A 20,535-nucleotide genomic window follows, 5' to 3' on the forward strand; every position below is an offset into this window, starting at 1 on the left:
ATGGATTAGTAAAGTGCTGCTAGTAAAAACAGCGATACTAACAAGAATTAGTTAACCCAAAAAAGGAGAATAAAATGAGTGTATTAGTAAGCCGCCCTGCACCAGATTTTACTGCCGCAGCCGTACTAGGTAGTGGTGAAATTGTTGAAAACTTCACTTTAAGTGAAGCTATTAAAGGTAAGAAAGCCGTTATTTTCTTTTACCCTTTAGATTTTACTTTTGTATGCCCTTCTGAATTGATTGCTTTTGATAAGCGTTACGACGAATTTAAAAAACGAGGTGTAGAAGTCATTGGTGTATCAATTGACTCTCAATTCAGCCACAACGCATGGCGTAACACTGCTATCAACGATGGCGGTATTGGTCCAGTTAAATACACCTTAGTAGCCGATGTTAAACACGAAATTTGTCAGGCCTATGATGTTGAACATCCTGATGCGGGCATCGCTTTCCGCGGTTCTTTCTTGGTAGATGATAAAGGTGTTGTACGTCATCAAGTAGTGAATGACTTACCTCTTGGCCGTAATATTGATGAAATGTTGCGTATGGTTGACGCGCTTAATTTCCACGAAGAACACGGTGAAGTTTGTCCTGCGGGCTGGACTGAAGGTAAAAAAGGTATGGTTGACAGTCCTGCTGGTGTAGCCAGTTATTTGTCAGAAAACGCTGATAGTCTTTAATGAGTAATTGAATAAACCGCTGAATTTTTCAGCGGTTTTTTTTGGCTAGATTTTGACGAAGCAGGCTTTAAAGATCGAGGGCGAGACCGCCTAAAGATTTCCATTTGTTGACAATAAAACAAAATAACTCTGCTGTTTTTTGCGTATCGTATAAGGCTGAATGGGCCTCTTTTTGATCAAAGGCAATACCTGCAGCCATACAGGCTTTTACTAATACGGTTTGGCCTAAAGCGAGTCCGGCTAGGGTAGTCGTATCAAAAGAAACAAAAGGATGAAAAGGCGTACGTTTTATGTGACTTCGTTCGATTGCGGCATTCACAAAACTTTGATCGAAGGCGGCATTGTGGGCAACGATGATTGAGCGCTGACAGTCTGCATCTTTTTGCTCTTTGCGCACATTTTTACATAACTCTTTCATGGCCTCTGATTCATTAATAGCGCCCCGTAAAGCGCAATAAGGGTCGATACCGTTAAATTCGAGGGCCGCTTTTTCTAAATTAGCGCCTTCAAAAGGTTCTACGTGGTGGTGAAATGTTTTATCAGGATGTAAAAAGCCTTTTTCGTCCATTTTTAAAGTAACTGCCGCAATTTCTAACAAGGCATCGGTTTTTGCATTAAACCCAGCAGTCTCTACATCGACCACCACTGGAAAATATCCCCGAAAACGATTTTTTATTAAACAGTGTGACTCAGACATGTAAACCTATTGCAGTATGAAGTGGCGCGATTATGTCAATTAACAGGCGAGGGTGCTAGTGTAAAAGCCTTTTACAAGTGATAAATACTCAGCCAAACTAAGTAGTTCAAGGCACTTGTTGCGTAATTATAGTTAAATAAAAAGTGTCTTTGGCCGATAAAAGAGCATTGTAGTGAGGATGTTAACCACATGAAAATGAATACTCATAAAAGTATACTTTGGCTTTGTATTGCGCTGTTGCCGTTAAATTCGTGGGCTGCTTTGCGCCAATATTCTGCAAAGGTTGAGACCTCAAGTTGGCAGCTTAAAAATCCTAATCGACTTCAGTGTTCGTTAAGCCATGAGCTACCAGGATATGGGAAAGCGATTTTCACTAGTATGGCTTCCAAGCAACTAAATATGGAATTTGAGTTAGACATGTTGCAGTTGCCAAAAAACTATGGTGTCGCCGCTGTTTACTCGGTTCCACCTAAGTGGATGCCTGGTCAAGCCTCAAAGACGATCGCCGACATGACGATACGTAAACAGTATAATGGCGATTTGCCTGAACAAGCTGCTTGGACAATGTTATCCGAGTTGGAAAAGGGCTACTGGCCCACTATTTATTATCAAGATTGGTATAACCAATATGATCAGGTCGCCGTGGGGCTTAATGCCAGTAATTTTACTGTGGCATACCACGAGTTTGCTCAGTGTGTGGCTAATTTATTACCCTACGGTTTTGACGATATCGCCTATACCGTTCTTAATTTTAATTTTGGTTCAACTGAATTAACAAAGTATTCAAAGCAGCGTTTAAGTATGATCGCCGAATATTTAAAAGAAGATCAAGATTTAGAGTTAGTGTTGGTAGATGGTTATACTGACAGTTACGGCGCGCCAGGGGTGAATCAAAAAGTTTCGGTTGAACGGGCAGTAGAAGTTAAAACCTTCTTTAGTGAACTGGGCGTAGCTTCTGAGCGTATTGATGTCACTGGGCATGGTGAGCGCAGACATATTTCACCCAATACCAATGAATCGACTAGAGCCTTGAACAGACGCGTAGTGGTGCGTATGTCAAAGCCCTAAATTAGTAACAGCGAGCAACGTAAAAAATCCTTTAACTGGGATTTTTTGCTTTCTGCTTGGCAAGAAAATTTACGACAGTGTCGGTGAAATCAGTAAATAGGCCATCGACTTTGACTTGCTGAAACAATATTGACAAAATTTGCTCGCTTGATACACCTTCAGGTAGGGCATCTTGTCTAAATGTGTAAGGATGTACCTGTAAACCCACATTATGAGCATTTTTAACCAAACCAGTGGGCTTACCTACTTTAAGGTCAAACACTTGAGGTAACCAAGGGCCAATCCCTTGAGCGTATTTTGCTATTTCTGCTAACATTTTTGGGGTTTGCAGGGCAGTATAATCTGTGTCTGCTTCACCCCAACTATTGTCGCCAATCAATTGGATTAATTTAACGTTGGCCCCAAGTTCTAAACGAAGACGTTTAAGTTCTGCAAAGTCAAAACACTGCACATAAATGGCTTTGTTGGGGTCATCTAAACTATGTTCACGCAATATAGTCAATACAATTTTGCTAATATCTACCCCTTGTTGTTGATGCCATGCTGGAGATTTAATCTCAGGGTAGTAGCCGACTTGGCGATTAAACTGTCGATTTAATTGGGCGATGAGTTCTAGCTCTTCAACAAAGGTCGCTATTTTAAAAGATGCCTTACCTTGGTAGCGATGAGGAAAGACTTGCTTGCCATTTAGTTCGCTTCTTTCATGTATGTCTAAGGTTTTAAGTTCAGCAAGAGTAAAGTCGAGGGCATAATAACGGCCGTCATCTCGATGACGGCTCGGATATTTATTTGCAACGTCACTTACCGTATCTAAATGAATATCGTGCAATACCACAGGCACTAAATCTTTACTTAAAACGAGATCTTGCTCGATGAAGTCAGCACCCTGTGCATAGGCTAGAGTGACAGCTTCTAGTGTATGCTCAGGCAAATAGCCTGATGCGCCGCGGTGAGCAATAACTAAGGGCTCGGCAATACTTGTTGATATAATCCCCGACGCTAAAAGAAAACTTAAAAGTTGCAGCTTCATAGAATATCCTTTTTTAATCTGCAATGAGTTCAATAGCATAGCCATCAGGATCGCGCACAAAGGCGATAACTGTATCGCCACCAAGCACAGGCCCCGGTTTTCTGTAGACCTCAGCACCTTTGGCTTCTAGTTTGGCACAGATGCCATAAATATCGTCTACTCCAATAGCAATATGACCATAGGCATTACCCAAATCATAAGACTCAGTGCCCCAATTGTAGGTAAGCTCTAAGACAGTATTAGCATCTTCTTCTCCATAGCCAATAAAGGCCAGAGTGTATTTGTATTGGGTGTTATCACTTTGACGAAGCAATTTCATGCCTAACAACTCGGTATAAAAAGTAATTGAGCGCTCGAGGTTTCCGACGCGCAGCATTGTGTGAAGTAAACGCATAACATTCCTATAGTGTTAACTTGAAAAGTATCTAAGCATCGCATTTTTTGTATCTTTTTGCGATGTTAGGTAGGATTAAACGCATATTTGTACAGCAAAATTGTGACAAATACGCGTTAATACGAAAGAAAGAAGTGCGCTTAAAGTTGGCTTTACTCTAAGACACTGTGCCTGGTGAGATACTACGAGTCAGTCTGTTAAAAAGGTGCCAATACTGTTAGCAACCCAATTAAGCCACCGAATACTCCGCCCCATACCACTAGCCAGCCTAAGTGCTGTTTGATCATCTTTTGCACTATTTCTTTAACAATTTGCGGAGTGAGTTCGTTGAGGCGTTGCTCAACGATATTGCTTATCTTAACTTGTAGTTCATCTTGCACATCTGCTTGTTTGAGTTCCTCCCTTACCAAAGCCATAAAAGCCGGATCGTCGGCAATCTCTTGTAGCGAGTGCAACATTTTATCCATAAAAGGCTGTTTTAGTGGTTCAAGGGCTTGCACGCCACCAAACATACCTAACATTTGGCCAAAAGACGACGCTTGGATAACCGCCACCAATGAATCAAAAGTTGGAGCCAAATCGACTTTTTGCAAAATGGGCTTAAAGTTAAGATTTGCGGAATGACCGCTATCAGCCATAAAGCGTTGGATGTTTTCAGCAGTAAAAAACTGCTCCATGATTAGATTACGGATACCGTTTTTAAAATCCTCGAAGTGCTGGGGTATAACCCCTGAACCATATAGCCCCGGTACTTTTTCAAACAGCATATGGATAGCTAACCAATTAGTTATTGCCCCTGACAGCGCAAATAAACCCATCGTTTTAATCACGTCATTATTAAAACCAAACCCTATTAGCGTCATCAGTAGCGCTAAACCATTTGTAAGAATATTTTTATTCAAGATGTTGTCCTTTTACTGACCTAAAACCTAGGCGACTTATAACAGTAAAAATCTACCTGTCAACGACTTAAGATAAATATTCACTGTGTGAAAAACTTACAATGATACTGAAAAAAGCGCAGTAATTCACCCAAGAAAAAGTGAGCTTAGATGGCAGACTAGCAAGTGAATAAAATGCTGTATTGCTTGGTTTTTAAGGGATTGACTCTGCAGCTCAACTTTTGGTTTGTCTTTTGCAATCTTCGTTATTGACAAACTCGGTACCTGTTTTGTTGTCATCACAATACAACTATTTTTAATAGAAAAAGGAGATGAATATGCAAGCTGAAATCAAACAAGTTGAGAAAGTAACGGATATTATTAAAGTCTTAAACGGCGGCATTAGTTTTTACGAAGAAGCATTGGAAAAAGTCGACTCTCAAAGTCTTAAAACAATGTTTGGCCGCCTGATATTGCAAAAGCGTCATGCTGTAGCGATGTTGCAACCCTTCGCAATTGAAGAGCAGGGGGAAGTTGAAAAAGATACGGCCATCACCATCGATATAAGAAAGCTTTACACTAAACTACTTGGGGCGATGTCATCTGACACTGATCACACCTATGTTGAGCAGTTAGAAGAAGTAGAAGATAAAACATTGGAAGTCATTAGAGATGCCCTTGAACACGAGCAGCCTCTTGCAGTGAAACAGCTACTGCTTGGTGTGTTAAAAGATGCAAAAATGTCACACGATGAGATGAAAACATTACAAGAACTGACGTCTTAACTCCCTAAAAAAAGCCGCTGAAGTTGGTATTTGAGCGGCTTTTTTTCACATGAAAGGCTCACGACATATAAATGGATTACTACGCTAAAAAAGGCGAACGCTTTTCTAAAGTGGATATCGACAGAGAGCTTTAATATGTTCCATTCAATGTTTCTATCAGTAATAATATACTGCCTTATCGGCACTGTTTAATTTGCACATTATGGCCAAACGACCACTTCTTATCTTATTTTCGATATCCTTTTTCGTGATTGCCACTTTTGTTATTAACTCTATTTATACCTTGTACAGTAAAAAGCAAATATCAGTGGATCCTAAACTCCGTGAAATATCAGGTATTGAATTTGATAAGCACCAGCGCCTGTGGGCAATTAATGATGGCGGAGATGAGCCAAAACTGTATCGATTAAATAAGAATGGCAGAGTTGAAAAAGAGATATTGATTACCAATGCTAAAAATATAGATTGGGAAGATATGACGCAAAATAAATCAGGGCATTTCTTCTTAGGTGACTTTGGCAACAACGATAATCAACGTAGATGGTTGACCATCTACAAAATAGAAAATCCAATTTACATCAAAGCAAACACAACCGAAGCTGAAATTATTAAATTTACCTACCCAGAACTCGGCACCGATCCCTTAAAACCGAATCAATATAACTTCGACTTAGAGGCCTTTGTGGCTTTTGGTAGGCACCTCTATTTATTTACCAAAAACCGCACAGAGCCATTCGATGGCATTACTAATTTATATAAAGTAGGGGATCACGCTGCCAATTTTGATGCCGAACTTATTGGTTCCTTTAAGACGTGTACCACCATGGAAAAATTATGCTGGATAACATCAGCTGCATTAAGTCCAGATAACAGTAAGTTAGTTTTATTAGATTCTACTAGCATTTGGCTCTTCGAAAATTTTAAAGGGGATCAGTTCTTCTCTGGAGATGTATCTCGAATCGACCTCGGTATTGTCACTCAAAAAGAAGCGGTGACGTTTTATGATAACAATAACATTGTATTCACTGATGAAGAGTTTAACGGTATTGGCGGAAACACTTATGCTATTAATATTGAGCAAGCAGAAAAAATTCTGATAAAAAAAGCAAAGCATTAAGATAGGCAGCTAACTTAAAGCATATTTCTCAGCCGTATTCTTATCGTTAGGCAATCGCACAAACACACCATCTAAACAAGTTAAAGTGCCAAGCGATTAAAATTGTTACTTAGCTTTTTAACGTTCTTAATTAAAATTCAGAGACATGTGCTACTGATGTGTATCAGTAAACATAAAAAACAGCCTATTTTGATTAAGAATAAAGATTAGTGAATCGGCCTGCAGGCCTTGTTTTTAAATGGTTTAAATGCTTTTAGGTTAACAAGGGTATATGGTGATAATGTAGAATGGCGTCCCCACCTGGAATCGAACCAAGATCTAGCCCTTAGGAGGGGCTTGTTTTATCCATTAAACTATGAGGACGCAGTTGCGCGAAGCATTATGTAACACGCTAGCGCTTATTTAAACCTTTACCTGCGAGCGACAAAGTCGTTTGCTTGAATATTAGGCAATGGGGCGCCTGATTGAGAAGCAACGACAGCGGTATTTGTATAGGCTTGCTTAACTATTATCGCCTCTGGGTGCAGTAAATACTGCTGATGGATGTTGCCGGCAGTGTCAAAAAATTGGTTCATTTGAAATAAAGTCAGTCGGTCTCCTTTTTTAACACCATTTTGTTGGCCAAGATTAATATTAATTTGATCATTATTTACATAGAGAACCCGCCCATAAGCCGGTATGCAAGCTAACGTTGAATCTATTTCGTTGGTAAATGTTTGTAACATTGACTGTAACTGTATGCCAAATTCCGACTGCCATAATTGTGAGCTACTTTGATCTATGGTTTGGTGTGTGTCAAAGTCCCAACTCGTCGTCATAGATTTCTGTTCATCAAATATGTGCTCGCCCGTGTTACCGTCAAACACGGAAAGAGACAGCGTAAAGTCCCGGCTAAATTGTCGACTTTGCCAAAACATCAGATTATTGCCAGTGGTTTCGATGGTCGAAAATTCGAGGATTTCACCAACCAGTACGTATTGTGAATTTGTCTTTTTGGCCAATTCAATGGCCGAAGTTCCTCGATTGTTTAAAGATAAATAATAGGGTTCAACACGGGTGATAAGAGTACTGTGGGCTTGTTGATTAAATTGCCGTTGAAACTTGTTCGCCACTTCTTGGCCGAAGTCAAAAAGTTGGCCAACAGCTGCTTGCTGACGATGTTTAATGGGATACCATGCTGTTGTGATGGATTTTTGATAGTCAGCTGCTCGGCAATTAATGGTTTGAGGAAAAATATCAGCACGAATACTAACAGTAAGAATATCACCGTCGTTTTTTTCATCAATAAGTTCAATGTTTTCCACTTCGCCTGAGCTTCTTATCTCAATACTGTCGTCCAGCAGTAATCCATTGGTTAGTCGTTGCACACTTTGAATAGACGCACCGGCGAATAACAGCGCTTGTTTAATTGCTTCTTGTGTCGCTGCATGACGTGCTTGGTGTAAGTCTCCGTTTCTGATTACTGCCTGGCCACTGCTTTCATACCAAGTTGCTTGACTTGTTAGGCTAAAAAACAGTGAGCCAATTAACATTGTTAGTTTGCGCATAGGGGTCCTGAGCGTATAGGATTTATGTTACATAAAATCGGAATTGCAAGTAACAGCCGATTGATATCGCCATAGTTAACGATATTTAGCTACATGTAGTATTAAGCACAAATCATACCTTTTTTACCCTAGTTTTTTGGCAGAAAAAAACAGTCACGTATTTTCTTGAATTGGGTATACAACTTGCAGTTAATTTATCCTGTTCGGACTTGCGACAAACTATTGGCAGTTACATTTAAATCAAAATGGCCATGTTTACGCATGCCATTAGCTTTAATGGAAACACTATGAATTACTACCTTAAAATCACCGCTGTAGTTTTGGCTGTATGCACTGCTTCCTGTTCCAGTTTTTTGACTAAACAGGTTGAATGGGAAACGATCGAACCTACTGAATATCCGATTATTAAAGCGGTTGGCTATGCGCCTATATCGGCGCAAAAAGGGCAAAACGAAGCGAATAAAATGTTAATGGCACTTAAAGCTTCTAAATTAGATGCGTATCGCGAATTAGCTGAACAGGTTTTTGGTCAAAAAGTGGATGGAGAACAACTTTTGGCGAACCTTGTGCTGGACGATGCTAGGTTGAGCAGCTCGGTGCAAGGAGTGATTCGCGGGGCTAAAGTCATTAAAAGCTATCCAGTGGGAAACGATACGTACGCCACAGAACTGGAGCTAGACTTTAAATTAGTGCACGACATCTATTTATCAACTGCCAAACCACAGCGAGTCAAAAAAGTTCGTTATTACTAGGGCGTGATGACCTTTGGGTTGAACCCTTCGGGTCCGTAACGGATGTTAAGCGTTTGTGCAGCATTTTTACTGCTTCATCACTCGCTCATGTAGAATAACTACACCGCGCTCGTGCTTTATTGTATAAGTACCGCACAACCCGCTGCAAAAACACACACCAAAAGTCAACACGCCCTAGTCAGGTGAAGCTCGTAAAATGCCAATAAGGTATTTGGCATTTCGTCAATTTAGTGACTGAAAAAACTAGGCGTTAATGCCTTTTCCTGAACTGCCACCTCTTGTACGTCCACTTTTGTCGTAAGTTAATGACTCTTTAGCCCTTGATTCTAACAATAAAGTCCGTAAATGTTCGAGACGAAGCTGCCCTTGTTCAACGGCAGTCTGATTGATAGAAGTGCGGTATTTACATTGATTGACCATGTTCTTAGCTATATCAAACAATTGCGTGAGGGACGCTTCTTGCTTCTCCTCATCGCTTAACTTGCCGTATAAGCGCGCGATAACACTGTCTTGCTCTTGAATTGCGTCTAGGAGAGATTCTTTTGTCTTGAGTAAGTTAAGTAAAGACTCGGGATCGCGCGTGCTTATCAAATGAAGTTCATTCTCAAGTACAAGCTGAAGTTGTTCAAGTTGACTGTTCTGGACTGATATTGCTTCTTTTATATTATTCATCGGCCTTGGCGCATTGGTTTCATTGAAATTTTATTATGAAGCCATTACGCCTTAGTACCAAATAATTCTGATTCCATGTTAGCAATCTTTTTTGCCAAAGCTTCAGGATTGACACTATATTGACCACTTTGGATCGCTTTCTTGATTCGATCAACTTTTTCTTGGTTAATAGGTGCCTCGGTCCCTTTGCGCTGCACTTGCACTAATTGCTGAGCGGATTGCGTCAACGAAACAGAATCTTGACGGTTAGTCGCGCTGGCCGCTTTCTGGCTTTCAGCTTGATTAGTCGTGTTGTTGAGTGTTTGTTGTTGACTCAACTTTTGATTATCGATGGGACTTTTTACGCCACCGTTATTCACATTATTAATAGCCATAACTCTATTTCCCCATTTACCTTAACCTTTCCTCATCCATTGTATCGACTGGTAAGAGGGTTTCTTTAGTAATTATTTACGATAATAACGTATTTAGTGTATGTGCACCTAGAAGCTTTATCGGCACCAAGCCAAAAAACTATAAATTAACCCGTACCTGATTAGTTGTAACTACTTGAGCAGTTAAGTTTATGTTTGAGTGGCTGTTTTTAACCCTGATGGTTTCGCCAATATTGCCGTCTTCTAAGGCTACACCATTGGTTTTTATTTCCATGTTAGCTAAACCAGCGCTAATTACCACGCTATCACCTTCACACACAAAACATAAATCATTAGGCTCAATGGGGCGACCAGACATCAATCGGCGTTTTACTCTAGCGCCTACTAGACTTGATATATCGGTAAATGTGGTGCTTCTCATGCGTTTTTTATCCATTTCAACGACTTGCAAATTACCTTCATTTAACAAAGTGCCAGGGCTAAGTGCACTGGTAACTACAACGACGGGTTGAATTTCAGTCGCTTTGACCATCAAAAACATATACCAATTACTGGCAGGACATTGGGCTTTGACTGTGATGTTGGACTGGTAAAGTGCTTCTGGACTCACTAAAAAATCTAGCTCTTGGCTACAAGCGGGGATGGTAATGCGCTCGTCAATAGGCGAACCTTCAACCTTGATCTGATTGGCTGAGTCATTCGCCAATTGCGCCATGATAAATTGCTCTGCTTGTGTAACTAAGCGCTGATTATCTAAATAATTGTCATCTGCCGCCGTTATAAAAGTAGGCAGGACAAAAGAAAATGTAAAAATTTTAGCGAATACCAAGTAATTATTTAATTTTTTCATGTTCACTTGTTTGCAAGTTGTCTATGCTAATGGCTGTTGGCTATTAACCTTGGGTGTCAATATTTGGGCACTGTAGCGACAAACTGTTGGAATTATGTCGTCAATAGCAAAAATGTTGACTGTTTCTTCGGTAGAAGCAAAAGTTGAGCCGTTTTAATTTATATTGGAGTCTTACATGTCTGAAATTCTAAACTCGGTCAATCAGCGTACGCAGTTGGTTGGTGAAAACAGATTGGAGCTGCTACTTTTCAAGCTCAATTCCAGACAACGGTTTGGTATTAACGTTTTCAAAGTGAGAGAAGTTCTCCAATGTCCGCCGCTTACCTCCATGCCGAAACTGAATAGTTTGGTCAGGGGTATTGCTCATATCCGGGGCCAGACCATTTCTGTTATTGATATGAGCCTTGCTACTGGGGGGAAGAGAATCGAAGACCTAAAATCTGCCTTTGTGATCATTGCCGAATACAACGGTTCAGTACAAGGTTTTTTGGTTGGCTCAGTTGAGCGGATAATTAACACAAATTGGGCATCTATTATGCCGCCACCTAAAGGCAGTGGCAGAGCCAGTTACTTAACGGCAGTAACTGAAATTGAAAACGAACTTATTGAAATTTTGGACGTAGAAAAAATCCTGAATGACATTTCTCCTGTTAATACTGATCTAAGTGATGATGGTAATGAGAAATGGAAAGTTGAAGACGAAGGCAAACAGCAAAAGATTATTTTTATCGCTGACGATTCTTCTGTGGCTCGTAATCAAGTTAAAAAAGCATTATCTGCACTAGGCCTTGAAATTGAGATGGCCAAAAATGGCCAAGAAGCATTAAATCGCTTAAAAGAAATCGCTGCCGAATATGGCGATATAACCAACCGCGTTGGTGTGTTAGTGTCAGATATTGAAATGCCCGAAATGGATGGGTACACATTGACCGCAGAAATTCGGAACACTCCTGAACTAAAAAATCTACATGTTATCTTGCATACTTCCCTAAGTGGTGTGTTTAACCAAGCGATGGTTCAGAAAGTGGGTGCAGATGACTTTATTGCCAAGTTCAATCCTGACGAACTCGCCACATCTGTATTAAAGTGGTTTGGTAACGAATAATTGTTTTATTCGGTACTCGTTTTATTCTGTAGGTAGCTCAAGCAGCTAAGGCGTTATTAAAGGTAGTGCGTTTAATTTGCTGAAGCAGTCAGTCTCGGATTGAGTCGTCTATAGAAGTGAACGTGTGTGTTTGTAAAACAACTATCGTAGATGAAGGATGTCAGGTGCTCGAAAACCAATTTAGTGATCAAAATTACCGTTTGTTTAGCCAATTTTTGGAAAAAGCGAGCGGTATCGTGCTCGGTGATAACAAACAATATTTAGTGAAAAGTCGGCTTGCAGCCCACGTAAAATCGCAGGGAACAGAGTCACTTGATCAACTTATTGAAAAAATTGTGATCAAACAAGACCGCAAGGCGCAGTTGGTTGCGATTGAAGCAATGACCACCAATGAAACCTTGTGGTTCAGAGATACTTACCCTTTTAGCTTACTCGAAAATGAAATACTGCCTAAATATCAGAGAAATAGCTCACCTTTAAAAATATGGAGTGCGGCCTGTTCGTCTGGTCAAGAAGCCTATTCCATTGCCATGACCATCGCTAATTTTCAAAAGAAAAATGCAGGCAGCTTGCGCGCTGGAGCGCAAATTTTAGGCACCGATATATCTGAAGAAATGTTGCAGAAGTGTCGTTTAGCTGAGTATGATCATCTTGCATTGTCTCGTGGCTTATCCGAGTCCCTCAAGCAGGAATACTTTGAGCCTACTGAGCAAAACAGATATCAAGTCAAAGCACACTTAAAGGCAATGGCTTCTTTCCGTCAATTTAATCTACTAGACAGTTATTCTTCTTTAGGTCGCTTCGACATTATTTTTTGTCGGAACGTTCTCATTTACTTTTCACCACAAGTGAAAAAACAGATACTGCAGAAAATTGCCGCTTGCCTGCAAGAAGACGGCATTTTATTTGTTGGCGCATCTGAATCTATATCTGATTTAATTGAGCATTTTTCTATGGTTCGCTGCAGTCCTGGCCTCTATTACGTAAAAAAATCGAAATAAATCCTCGCTCTTCCTGCTACTTTTCTAATCCTGCTGCAAAAATATAGTTTATGGCATAGGCTTTGCTACATCTCCTACAACTGAGGAGAGATACATGGCAATTAGCTTAGATAAACTGATGGGCTTTCATCACAAGGCAATGCAAGTGCGCACAGATCGCATGGAGATCATTGCCGGAAACCTAGCCAATGCGAATACTCCAGGCTACAAAGCGCGAGATTTAGATTTTCAAAAAGTCATGAAAAGCGCTCAGTTTGCCAGAGAACATAATTTAACCCGAACCAACGAGCGTCATTTAAAAGGCAGTATGCAAGGCACTGGAGATATCCAATATCGTGTTCCAAATCAGCCTGATACCGGCGACGGCAACACGGTTGACGTGCAAATGGAAAGAAATGCGTTTTTAGATAATGGCTTGCGGTATGAAGCGGGTATGGAATTTTTGAACGGTAAAATTAAGGGCATGAAGAAAGCCCTTAGTGGAGGTCAAGCCTAATGAGTTTATTTAATGTAATGGACATTGCCACGTCTGGAATGAGCGCACAAAGCGTACGTCTAAACACAACGGCCAGTAATGTTGCCAATGCCAACAGTGTAAGCAGCAGTTACGAATCGACTTACAAAGCACGTCATCCGGTGTTTGCCGCTGAACTTAAACGCGCAACTGACGACCTTTCGACAGGCAGTAAGGTTCAGGTATTAGGAGTGGTTGAGAGTCAAAAACCACTACAAATAGAATACAGCCCCGGTCATCCAATGGCTGATGAGAACGGCTATATCTATAAACCTAACGTGAATATTGTTGAAGAAATGGCTGACATGATGTCAGCATCCAAAGCTTATGAAACTAATGTGCAAGTGGCTGATACCACTAAGCGTGTATTCAGAAACGTGTTGCGTTTAGGCCAAGGTCAGTAGAGTTACTCCCTTAGCGGTGCATTAGAACAAGTTACATAGAGGAACAACCGTGGATACATTCATTAATAAAGGGCTTAGTACCGACTACTATTGGCAGCCAGAAACGCCAGCTGTGGCTGACGATGCCAATCAACGCCTGTCGCAAGAAGATTTCTTTTCTTTGCTTACTGAGCAATTGGCAAATCAAGATCCCACTAAGCCTGTTGATAATGATCAAATGGTGGCACAAATGACGAGCTTTACCATGGCAGATGGTATCGAGCAGCTAAATAGTAAATTCGAAAGTTTCGCCAGTTCTATGACCTCGAATCAAGCGCTACAAGCCTCAAGCTTAATTGGCCAACAAGTGTTGTTGCAAGGTGATATCGGGTACATGTCAACAGAAGGTCAAGGTGTGTCTGGAGTGGTCATTAACGAGCAAACAGTGCAAAACCTTGAAATTAGCATTGAAAATGAAAAAGGTGAGTTAGTTAAGGTCATTGATGCGGGCACCCAAGCGGCAGGAAATATCCAATTTAGTTGGGATGGTACTGACGCAAGAGGAAATATTATGCCGCCCGGCAATTATGTGATCCGTGCCCAAGGCGAGGTCTTCGGTGAATCTCAAGTTTTACCTACTGCAGTTAATCGACACGTTGATAGCGTCAGTATGGGTGGCAGTAGCCAAGGTATAGTTCTTAATTTGGATGGTGAAGTCAGCGTTAAGCTTGATGACGTTATTCAAATCGGCGGTTAATAGGAGAGATAAAACATGTCTTTTAACATAGCATTAAGTGGCGTAAACGCAGCGCAACGTGATTTAGATACAACGGCGAATAATATCGCTAACGTTAATACGGTAGGTTTTAAAGAGTCACGAGTTGAATTTGGTGATGTGTACGCCCAATCTCTATTAGCTGGTGGCAAAACTAAAGTCGGTGATGGGGTATTAACTCAAGAGGTTGCCCAACAATTTTCTCAAGGCAGCTTGCAATTTACTAACAATGCTCTTGACTTGGCGATAACCGGTAACGGCTATTTTGGCACAGTGCCAGAGATTGGCTCACGTGACTTTTCATTTACGCGCGCAGGGATGTTTAAATTAAACTCTGAAAATTTTGTGGTAAATAGTAACGGTGACCATCTACTTGGCTTCCCCGTAAACTCAGATGGGACCTCTTCGTCAGTTGCGTTAAGTACCACTATCCCCGTGCGCATTCCAGATTCTTCAGGCTCACCGCAACCGACTTCGGAAGTTGCTCTGAAAATGAACCTGCCAGCAGGTGATGATGGTGTAGATATCGACTTATTTAATCCAGATGATCCCCTTACCTATAACGCCGCAACGTCTGTGACGGTGTTTGATTCTTTAGGCGACAGTCACACCATGACGTATTACTTTATGAAAGATGTCAGTGCAACCAATGAATGGGTTGGTGTGACGTACATGGATGATTTTCCACTACAATCAGAAGGGAATACGCCAGGCGTACCACCTACCACTGGCGCGAACGTAGTCGGTGAAAGTTCCTTGGGCGCAGGTAACGGTATTTCTGCTTTTCGAATGATTTTCAGCAGTGGTGGTGATTTCACTGGTATTCAAAATGCGGACGGAACACTTTCTCCTACCGGTGATATTCCCTCTGTTTCTTTAGGTGGCACTATTTTGTCAAACGGCTCAGATCCGACTCAATTTATAACCACCAACTTCACCTTAGATGCATTGAATGCTGTGGCAGATGAGCCCACTCAATATGCATCGAGTTTTGAGGTGACCTCATTAGAGCAAGATGGTTTGCCGGTAGGGCGGTTGACGGGTATCGACATTGGACCCGATGGTTTGGTACGAGCCACCTATTCAAATGGTACTTCTGAACCCATTGTACGTGTGGCGCTTATCCGTTTTGCCAATGATCAGGGTTTAACCCAGAAAAGTAATACCCAATGGCAAGAAAGTATTTTATCTGGTGAAGCTCTAGCCGGTGAGGCCACTACCGGTACCTTTGGTGATATTAACTCTTCGGCGTTAGAGCAAGCGAACGTAAATCTAACCACTGAGCTAATTGATTTGATTATCGCCCAACGAAACTTCCAGGCGAACTCCCGAGCCTTAGAAGTTAACAACCAGTTAAACCAGAATATTCTTAATATTCGATAGTTTTTATTCGCCATAAATGGGTCAGTTAATCTGGCCCTTTTTTGTTTTAGTCATCAATAACCCCGCCTTCATTCGCTGTACCGCAGTAATCCTCACTGATGGCATTCAATTTGCACAGTAATTAGTAATTATCACTTAAGTCAAGAAACTGTCATGGACAAAATGCTTTACATTGCTGCGAGTGGCGCGTCTCAAGATTTTTTGGGTACAGCAGTTCGTGCCAACAATTTGGCTAACGCCCAAACGAATGGATTTAAGGCGCAACTTGAACAAGCGCGGGCCATGCCAGCCTATGGCGAAGGTCTGCCTACTCGGGTTTTCGCGATGACCGAGAATCCCTCAAATAATTACGCTGGCGGCGCCATGATTCAAACTGAGCGGGAGCTTGATGTTGCTATTCAAGGGGAAGGTTGGTTTGCCGTGCAAGACGCCAATGGTCAAGAGGCTTACAGCCGAAATGGCAGTTTTGAATTGGGGCCTAATGGGCAACTCAAAGACTCGTTTGGTCGCAGTGTTATAGGAGATGGAGGTCCCTTGGTTCTGCCTATCCCATTATCAAACATCAATATTGCCTCTGACGGCACCATCTCAGTTAGACCGCAAGGGGCGCCAGAAACAGTATTAGAAGAAGTAGGGCGCTTAAAGCTCGTTAATCCACAAGTACGACAATTAGAACGTGGACAGGACGGTTTGTTTCGGCAAAAAGACGGTCAGTTGGCCGCAGAAGATCCCTTTGTTAGCGTTCGCACCGGTATGTTAGAGGGCAGCAATGTGAATCCAGTTGAAGAAATGGTCAATATGATCAACTTACAACGGCATTATGAGATGCAAGTCAAATTAATGAAACAAGCTGAAGATCTCGATATGCGCGGTAATCAGTTATTACGCCTAATTTAATCGCATAATTGCAGTAAAAATAAGACAGGAGGTGATTTATGCACCCAGCTTTATGGATCAGTAAAACCGGTCTAGATGCCGCACAAACCGATGTGGCTGTTATTTCCAATAACTTAGCAAATGCCAGTACCGTAGGGTTCAAAAAAGACCGTGCTATTTTTGAAGATTTACTTTACCAGAATATCAATCAACCTGGCGGTCGCTCGTCGGCAGACACTGAATTGCCCTCAGGTTTGATGTTAGGGGCAGGTAGTAAAGTGGTTGCTACGCAAAAAGCCCATACACAAGGTAACTTATTGACCACCGATAATGCCCTTGATATGTCAATTCAAGGCAGTGGTTTTTTTGAAATATTACAACCTGACGGCACCACAGCGTATACCCGTAACGGCCAATTTACCTTGAACGATCAAGGTCAGATTGTGACACCAGGCGCCGGATTTTTGCTGCAACCGCCCATTACGGTGCCGGACAACGCCCAGCAAATAACGGTTTCACAAGATGGCGAAGTGTCAGTCTCTATCAGTGGGCAAGCCGATTCAACGGTTTTAGGGCAGTTAAATTTATCTAATTTCATTAACCCTACGGGTTTGCAACCTATTGGCCAAAACCTATATGTTGAAACGGCCGTAAGTGGTAACCCAATTCAAGGAATACCTGGCTTGGAGGGCATTGGCTCAATCAGTCAAGGGACCTTAGAAACGTCGAATGTCAATGTGACTGAAGAGCTCGTTAACCTAATCGAAAGTCAACGCTTGTACGAAATGAACTCAAAAGTCATTTCTGCCGTCGATCAGATGTTAGGTCAGGTTATTCAACAACTTTAATGAGATGATGATGATGACAGCAAAATGGATCAATACATTATTAAGCATTGTAATAGGAACAAGTCTGTTGAGCGCTTGCCAAAGCACTCCTCACGAAATTTCGCCTAACGATCCCTATTATGCCCCCATCATCTCAGAAGTCCCTGAGCAAAAAGTGGCAGACGATGGCTCAATTTTTCAAGTTGCAATGGCCAACAGTCTTTATTCTGATGTAAAGGCTCGGCGAGTAGGTGACATCATTACGGTTAACTTACAAGAAAACACCAGTGCAACTAAGTCAGCAGGCACATCAAACAGTAAAAGTTCACAAGTGGATGTTAATCCCATTATTGGTTTGGGTGGGCAAGCGCTCAACATTGGTAATCAATCTATCCAGCTTGGTGTAGACGCTAGCAAAGATTTCAGTGGTGATGCTTCTGCCAACCAAAGTAACAATCTTGTCGGGAATATTTCAGTCACCGTGGTGCAAGTCTTACCTAATCAAAACCTCCTAGTGAGAGGCGAGAAATGGCTAACGTTAAATAATGGCAACGAATATATTCGTCTTACAGGCGTGGTACGCCCGGCAGATGTGAGTCCAAGTAACGAAATTGTTTCTACTAAAATAGCTAATGCGCGCATTCAATATAGTGGCACCGGTACGTTTGCTTCAGCTCAAAAAGAGGGCTGGTTGTCCAGTTTCTTCTCATCAGAATATTGGCCTTTTTAAGGTGGAGAATCTAATGCGTACTATGTTAAATATGGGGCTTATTGCCTGTTTATTACTCGCGCCTGTAACCTCAGCTCAACGAATTAAAGATCTTGCCTCTGTACAAGGAGTGCGCAGTAACCAGTTAGTGGGTTATGGCTTAGTCGTCGGTTTGCCTGGTACAGGAGAACAAAGTCCCTTTACTGAACAAAGTTTCCGCACCATGTTATCTAATTTTGGAATTAGTTTAGCCAGTAACGTTAAACCGAAAATTAAAAATGTAGCAGCGGTTGCGGTACATGCAGAATTGCCGCCATTTATTAAACCCGGCCAAACGATTGATGTGACGGTGTCTTCGATTGGTGAAGCAGGAAGTTTACAAGGTGGCACCTTACTGCAAACGTTTTTAAAAGGCCTTGATGGCAATATTTATGCGGTAGCGCAAGGTAGTTTGGTGGTAAGTGGTTTTGGCGTGCAAGGCGCTGACGGCTCTAAAATTGTCTCTAATACGCCTACGGTTGGTCGCATAGCCAATGGTGCATTGGTGGAAAGGGCTGTTTCAAGTGGATTTATGCAGAATGATTATTTGACACTCAACCTCAACTATCCAGATTTTTCTACGGCCAAGATTTTAGCTGATACCATCAACTTACGTTTAGGTGCCGATCCAGACAAGGGCTACATTATCGCCACACCTATTGACGCTGCTTCGGTGCGCGTTTCCGCACCACGAGATGTCGGGCAACGTGTGGGCTTTTTAGCTACCTTAGAAAACTTCGAATTTGTTCCAGCCAAAGCGCCAGCTCGCGTGGTTATTAATAGCCGTACCGGCACCATTGTGATTGGTCAGGATGTCAGATTATTACCTGCAGCAATAACGCATGGTGGACTAACCGTCACCATAGCTGAAAACCAAACTGTTTCTCAGCCCAATGCTTTGGCCGACGGTGAAACAGTGGTTACGAATCAATCGATTATCGATGTGAATTTAGATGATACGCGCATGTTTAAATTTGATCCTGGCGTGACTTTAGATGAATTGGTTCGCGCAGTGAACGAAGTGGGCGCGGCTCCCGGTGACTTAATGGCGATTCTTGAAGCCTTGCGTCAAGCAGGTGCACTTCAAGGTGAGCTCGTTGTAATTTAAGGCGCAATCATTATGGAACAGTCACCTATCATGCAAAACAAACTTGAATTGTCACGCAACGCGAATGACATTCAAGGCTTGGACACCCTGCGCCGCGCCGCGCAAAGTGGTGATAAAGAGGCATTGGTGGAGGCGGCTAAGCAATTTGAAGGCATCTTTTTACAAATGATGCTCAAATCTATGCGTAAAGCACAGGATGTATTGTCTGATGAAAATAATCCCTTTAATTCAGAACAAGTTAAATTTTATCGTGATATGCACGACCAACAGCTCGCCAATGATTTAGCTGCAAATGGCAGTGTGGGCTTGGCAGATATAATCGTCAAGCAGCTCGGTCAACTCGATGATGGCTACACGCCTGCTTCTGTTATTCGTAACGATGGTAATTTGTCGAGTATTAACCGCCACAAAATAAAATCAACTGTTCAAGCTCAAGATACGATTCTAGGCCCGGTGGGACCAGCCTACAAAGCCAGCGGTTTTGCTAGTCCGCAAGCATTTTTAGAACACTTATTTCCTGCAGCGCAAAAGGCCGCAGAGCAAATTGGTTTAGATCCCAAAGCCTTATTGGCGCAAGCAGCAGTTGAAACAGGTTGGGGAAAATACATGATCCATTCGGGTAAGGGACAAAACACCCATAACCTGTTTGGTATAAAAGCGGATAAAAACTGGCAAGGCGAAAAAGCCCTTGTTGACTCGATTGAATTTGATCAAGGGGTAGCGATTACTGCCAAGTCTCCGTTTCGGGCCTATCAGAATTTTAACGAAGCTTTGCAAGACTACGTGAACTTTGTACAGAACAGCCCGCGTTATGAACAGGCTTTAAAACAAAGTGAGCAAACAGAGCAATATTTTAATGCGCTACAACAAGCGGGTTACGCCACCGATCCTGATTACGCTAAAAAAGTCATGTCAGTATTCAACGGAGACATTATTAATGCGTTTAAGCCATAAGTTATTGTTGATTA

The 20,535-nt window shown here is 41.8% G+C and carries 24 protein-coding genes and 1 tRNA gene; 16 read left to right on the top strand and 9 right to left on the bottom strand.

The window, feature by feature from the left end:
• Positions 1-74 precede the first annotated feature (74 nt).
• Positions 75-680, top strand: a complete 606-nt coding sequence (locus ACEN2L_RS17855; protein WP_306019984.1) for a peroxiredoxin C — start codon at positions 75-77, stop codon at positions 678-680.
• Between the two features lie 67 nt (positions 681-747).
• On the opposite strand, the gene rnt is transcribed toward ACEN2L_RS17855, so the two are convergent.
• Positions 748-1,377: a ribonuclease T gene (gene rnt / locus ACEN2L_RS17860; protein WP_306019985.1), complete on the bottom strand. Its 630-nt coding sequence runs from the start codon at positions 1,375-1,377 to the stop codon at positions 748-750.
• 189 nt (positions 1,378-1,566) lie between these two features.
• On the opposite strand from rnt, the gene ACEN2L_RS17865 reads away from it, so the two are divergent.
• Complete coding sequence (locus ACEN2L_RS17865; protein ID WP_441745439.1) at positions 1,567-2,445, top strand: flagellar protein MotY; 879 nt, start codon at positions 1,567-1,569, stop codon at positions 2,443-2,445.
• A gap of 31 nt (positions 2,446-2,476) precedes the next feature.
• Here the strand turns inward: ACEN2L_RS17865 and glpQ are convergent, their stop codons facing one another.
• The 3 genes from glpQ to ACEN2L_RS17880 all read right to left on the bottom strand — a co-directional run bounded on the left by glpQ (position 2,477) and on the right by ACEN2L_RS17880 (position 4,771).
• Positions 2,477-3,475 (bottom strand): glycerophosphodiester phosphodiesterase, encoded by a 999-nt coding sequence (glpQ, locus tag ACEN2L_RS17870; protein WP_441745440.1) that lies wholly within the window; start codon positions 3,473-3,475, stop codon positions 2,477-2,479.
• Between the two features lie 13 nt (positions 3,476-3,488).
• Positions 3,489-3,869, bottom strand: coding sequence for a lactoylglutathione lyase (gloA, locus tag ACEN2L_RS17875; RefSeq protein ID WP_441745441.1), 381 nt, complete (start codon positions 3,867-3,869; stop codon positions 3,489-3,491).
• Positions 3,870-4,066: 197 nt separating this feature from the next.
• Positions 4,067-4,771, bottom strand: coding sequence for a hypothetical protein (locus tag ACEN2L_RS17880; protein WP_441745442.1), 705 nt, complete (start codon positions 4,769-4,771; stop codon positions 4,067-4,069).
• Positions 4,772-5,088: 317 nt separating this feature from the next.
• Between ACEN2L_RS17880 and ACEN2L_RS17885 the strand changes: the two genes are divergently transcribed.
• Both ACEN2L_RS17885 and ACEN2L_RS17890 read left to right on the top strand, forming a co-directional pair.
• Positions 5,089-5,535: a PA2169 family four-helix-bundle protein gene (locus ACEN2L_RS17885; RefSeq protein ID WP_306019992.1), complete on the top strand. Its 447-nt coding sequence runs from the start codon at positions 5,089-5,091 to the stop codon at positions 5,533-5,535.
• A gap of 307 nt (positions 5,536-5,842) precedes the next feature.
• Positions 5,843-6,652 (top strand): hypothetical protein, encoded by an 810-nt coding sequence (locus tag ACEN2L_RS17890; RefSeq protein WP_441745443.1) that lies wholly within the window; start codon positions 5,843-5,845, stop codon positions 6,650-6,652.
• A gap of 288 nt (positions 6,653-6,940) precedes the next feature.
• Here ACEN2L_RS17890 and ACEN2L_RS17895 read toward each other — a convergent pair.
• Positions 6,941-7,015 (bottom strand) — tRNA-Arg (locus ACEN2L_RS17895).
• A gap of 47 nt (positions 7,016-7,062) precedes the next feature.
• Positions 7,063-8,199 (bottom strand): flagellar assembly protein T N-terminal domain-containing protein, encoded by a 1,137-nt coding sequence (locus ACEN2L_RS17900; protein WP_441745444.1) that lies wholly within the window; start codon positions 8,197-8,199, stop codon positions 7,063-7,065.
• Positions 8,200-8,486: 287 nt separating this feature from the next.
• Here ACEN2L_RS17900 and ACEN2L_RS17905 point away from each other — a divergent pair, with 287 nt between their 5' ends.
• A complete protein-coding gene (locus tag ACEN2L_RS17905; protein WP_441745445.1) occupies positions 8,487-8,951 on the top strand; it encodes an LPP20 family lipoprotein in 465 nt (154 codons plus the stop codon).
• 243 nt (positions 8,952-9,194) lie between these two features.
• On the opposite strand, the gene flgN is transcribed toward ACEN2L_RS17905, so the two are convergent.
• The 3 genes from flgN to flgA form a co-directional block, all read right to left on the bottom strand.
• Positions 9,195-9,623, bottom strand: coding sequence for a flagellar export chaperone FlgN (gene flgN, locus ACEN2L_RS17910; RefSeq protein WP_306024098.1), 429 nt, complete (start codon positions 9,621-9,623; stop codon positions 9,195-9,197).
• Between the two features lie 44 nt (positions 9,624-9,667).
• The gene (gene flgM / locus ACEN2L_RS17915; RefSeq protein ID WP_306024097.1) at positions 9,668-9,997 is read right to left on the bottom strand and encodes a flagellar biosynthesis anti-sigma factor FlgM; all 330 of its coding nucleotides are present in this window, start codon (positions 9,995-9,997) and stop codon (positions 9,668-9,670) included.
• A 139-nt stretch (positions 9,998-10,136) separates the two neighbouring features.
• Positions 10,137-10,847, bottom strand: coding sequence for a flagellar basal body P-ring formation chaperone FlgA (gene flgA, locus ACEN2L_RS17920; RefSeq protein WP_441745446.1), 711 nt, complete (start codon positions 10,845-10,847; stop codon positions 10,137-10,139).
• A gap of 175 nt (positions 10,848-11,022) precedes the next feature.
• On the opposite strand from flgA, the gene ACEN2L_RS17925 reads away from it, so the two are divergent.
• The 11 genes from ACEN2L_RS17925 (at position 11,023) to flgJ (ending at position 20,521) form a co-directional block, all read left to right on the top strand.
• Entirely contained in the window at positions 11,023-11,952 is a 930-nt protein-coding gene (locus ACEN2L_RS17925) for a chemotaxis protein CheV (RefSeq protein ID WP_306024095.1), read from the top strand.
• Positions 11,953-12,116: 164 nt separating this feature from the next.
• Entirely contained in the window at positions 12,117-12,953 is an 837-nt protein-coding gene (locus ACEN2L_RS17930) for a CheR family methyltransferase (protein ID WP_306024093.1), read from the top strand.
• A 94-nt stretch (positions 12,954-13,047) separates the two neighbouring features.
• Positions 13,048-13,449 carry a flagellar basal body rod protein FlgB gene (flgB, locus tag ACEN2L_RS17935; RefSeq protein ID WP_306024092.1) on the top strand — a complete coding sequence of 134 codons (402 nt, stop codon included), beginning with the start codon at positions 13,048-13,050 and terminating at the stop codon, positions 13,447-13,449.
• Complete coding sequence (gene flgC / locus ACEN2L_RS17940) at positions 13,449-13,871, top strand: flagellar basal body rod protein FlgC (protein WP_306024090.1); 423 nt, start codon at positions 13,449-13,451, stop codon at positions 13,869-13,871. Before flgB ends, flgC begins: the two co-directional genes overlap by 1 nt.
• A 49-nt stretch (positions 13,872-13,920) precedes the next feature.
• Entirely contained in the window at positions 13,921-14,607 is a 687-nt protein-coding gene (gene flgD / locus ACEN2L_RS17945; protein ID WP_306024089.1) for a flagellar hook assembly protein FlgD, read from the top strand.
• Positions 14,608-14,622: 15 nt separating this feature from the next.
• On the top strand, positions 14,623-16,008 hold the full coding sequence (gene flgE / locus ACEN2L_RS17950; protein WP_306024088.1) for a flagellar hook protein FlgE: 1,386 nt from the start codon (positions 14,623-14,625) through the stop codon (positions 16,006-16,008).
• Between the two features lie 153 nt (positions 16,009-16,161).
• A complete protein-coding gene (gene flgF / locus ACEN2L_RS17955; protein ID WP_306024087.1) occupies positions 16,162-16,905 on the top strand; it encodes a flagellar basal-body rod protein FlgF in 744 nt (247 codons plus the stop codon).
• Between the two features lie 38 nt (positions 16,906-16,943).
• Positions 16,944-17,732 (top strand): flagellar basal-body rod protein FlgG, encoded by a 789-nt coding sequence (flgG, locus tag ACEN2L_RS17960; protein WP_306024086.1) that lies wholly within the window; start codon positions 16,944-16,946, stop codon positions 17,730-17,732.
• Between the two features lie 13 nt (positions 17,733-17,745).
• Positions 17,746-18,441 carry a flagellar basal body L-ring protein FlgH gene (gene flgH / locus ACEN2L_RS17965; RefSeq protein ID WP_372340959.1) on the top strand — a complete coding sequence of 232 codons (696 nt, stop codon included), beginning with the start codon at positions 17,746-17,748 and terminating at the stop codon, positions 18,439-18,441.
• 13 nt (positions 18,442-18,454) lie between these two features.
• Positions 18,455-19,567 (top strand): flagellar basal body P-ring protein FlgI, encoded by a 1,113-nt coding sequence (locus tag ACEN2L_RS17970; RefSeq protein ID WP_306024084.1) that lies wholly within the window; start codon positions 18,455-18,457, stop codon positions 19,565-19,567.
• Positions 19,568-19,579: 12 nt separating this feature from the next.
• Complete coding sequence (flgJ, locus tag ACEN2L_RS17975) at positions 19,580-20,521, top strand: flagellar assembly peptidoglycan hydrolase FlgJ (RefSeq protein ID WP_441745447.1); 942 nt, start codon at positions 19,580-19,582, stop codon at positions 20,519-20,521.
• The last annotated feature ends 14 nt before the right edge of the window (positions 20,522-20,535 follow it).

This window comes from Flavobacterium sp. W21_SRS_FM6 (genome assembly GCF_052119645.1).
Lineage (GTDB): Bacteria > Pseudomonadota > Gammaproteobacteria > Enterobacterales > Alteromonadaceae > Paraglaciecola.

Bases quoted from the DNA above. Each gene is read 5' to 3' on its own strand.
- ACEN2L_RS17855 (WP_306019984.1), top strand. From the start codon at position 75: ATGAGTGTATTAGTAAGCCGCCCTGCACCAGATTTTACTGCCGCAGCC.
- rnt (WP_306019985.1), bottom strand. From the start codon at position 1,377: ATGTCTGAGTCACACTGTTTAATAAAAAATCGTTTTCGGGGATATTTT.
- ACEN2L_RS17865 (WP_441745439.1), top strand. From the start codon at position 1,567: ATGAAAATGAATACTCATAAAAGTATACTTTGGCTTTGTATTGCGCTG.
- glpQ (WP_441745440.1), bottom strand. From the start codon at position 3,475: ATGAAGCTGCAACTTTTAAGTTTTCTTTTAGCGTCGGGGATTATATCA.
- gloA (WP_441745441.1), bottom strand. From the start codon at position 3,869: ATGCGTTTACTTCACACAATGCTGCGCGTCGGAAACCTCGAGCGCTCA.
- ACEN2L_RS17885 (WP_306019992.1), top strand. From the start codon at position 5,089: ATGCAAGCTGAAATCAAACAAGTTGAGAAAGTAACGGATATTATTAAA.
- ACEN2L_RS17900 (WP_441745444.1), bottom strand. From the start codon at position 8,199: ATGCGCAAACTAACAATGTTAATTGGCTCACTGTTTTTTAGCCTAACA.
- ACEN2L_RS17905 (WP_441745445.1), top strand. From the start codon at position 8,487: ATGAATTACTACCTTAAAATCACCGCTGTAGTTTTGGCTGTATGCACT.
- flgN (WP_306024098.1), bottom strand. From the start codon at position 9,623: ATGAATAATATAAAAGAAGCAATATCAGTCCAGAACAGTCAACTTGAA.
- flgM (WP_306024097.1), bottom strand. From the start codon at position 9,997: ATGGCTATTAATAATGTGAATAACGGTGGCGTAAAAAGTCCCATCGAT.
- flgA (WP_441745446.1), bottom strand. From the start codon at position 10,847: ATGAAAAAATTAAATAATTACTTGGTATTCGCTAAAATTTTTACATTT.
- ACEN2L_RS17925 (WP_306024095.1), top strand. From the start codon at position 11,023: ATGTCTGAAATTCTAAACTCGGTCAATCAGCGTACGCAGTTGGTTGGT.
- flgB (WP_306024092.1), top strand. From the start codon at position 13,048: ATGGCAATTAGCTTAGATAAACTGATGGGCTTTCATCACAAGGCAATG.
- flgC (WP_306024090.1), top strand. From the start codon at position 13,449: ATGAGTTTATTTAATGTAATGGACATTGCCACGTCTGGAATGAGCGCA.
- flgE (WP_306024088.1), top strand. From the start codon at position 14,623: ATGTCTTTTAACATAGCATTAAGTGGCGTAAACGCAGCGCAACGTGAT.
- flgF (WP_306024087.1), top strand. From the start codon at position 16,162: ATGGACAAAATGCTTTACATTGCTGCGAGTGGCGCGTCTCAAGATTTT.
- flgG (WP_306024086.1), top strand. From the start codon at position 16,944: ATGCACCCAGCTTTATGGATCAGTAAAACCGGTCTAGATGCCGCACAA.
- flgH (WP_372340959.1), top strand. From the start codon at position 17,746: ATGACAGCAAAATGGATCAATACATTATTAAGCATTGTAATAGGAACA.
- ACEN2L_RS17970 (WP_306024084.1), top strand. From the start codon at position 18,455: ATGCGTACTATGTTAAATATGGGGCTTATTGCCTGTTTATTACTCGCG.
- flgJ (WP_441745447.1), top strand. From the start codon at position 19,580: ATGGAACAGTCACCTATCATGCAAAACAAACTTGAATTGTCACGCAAC.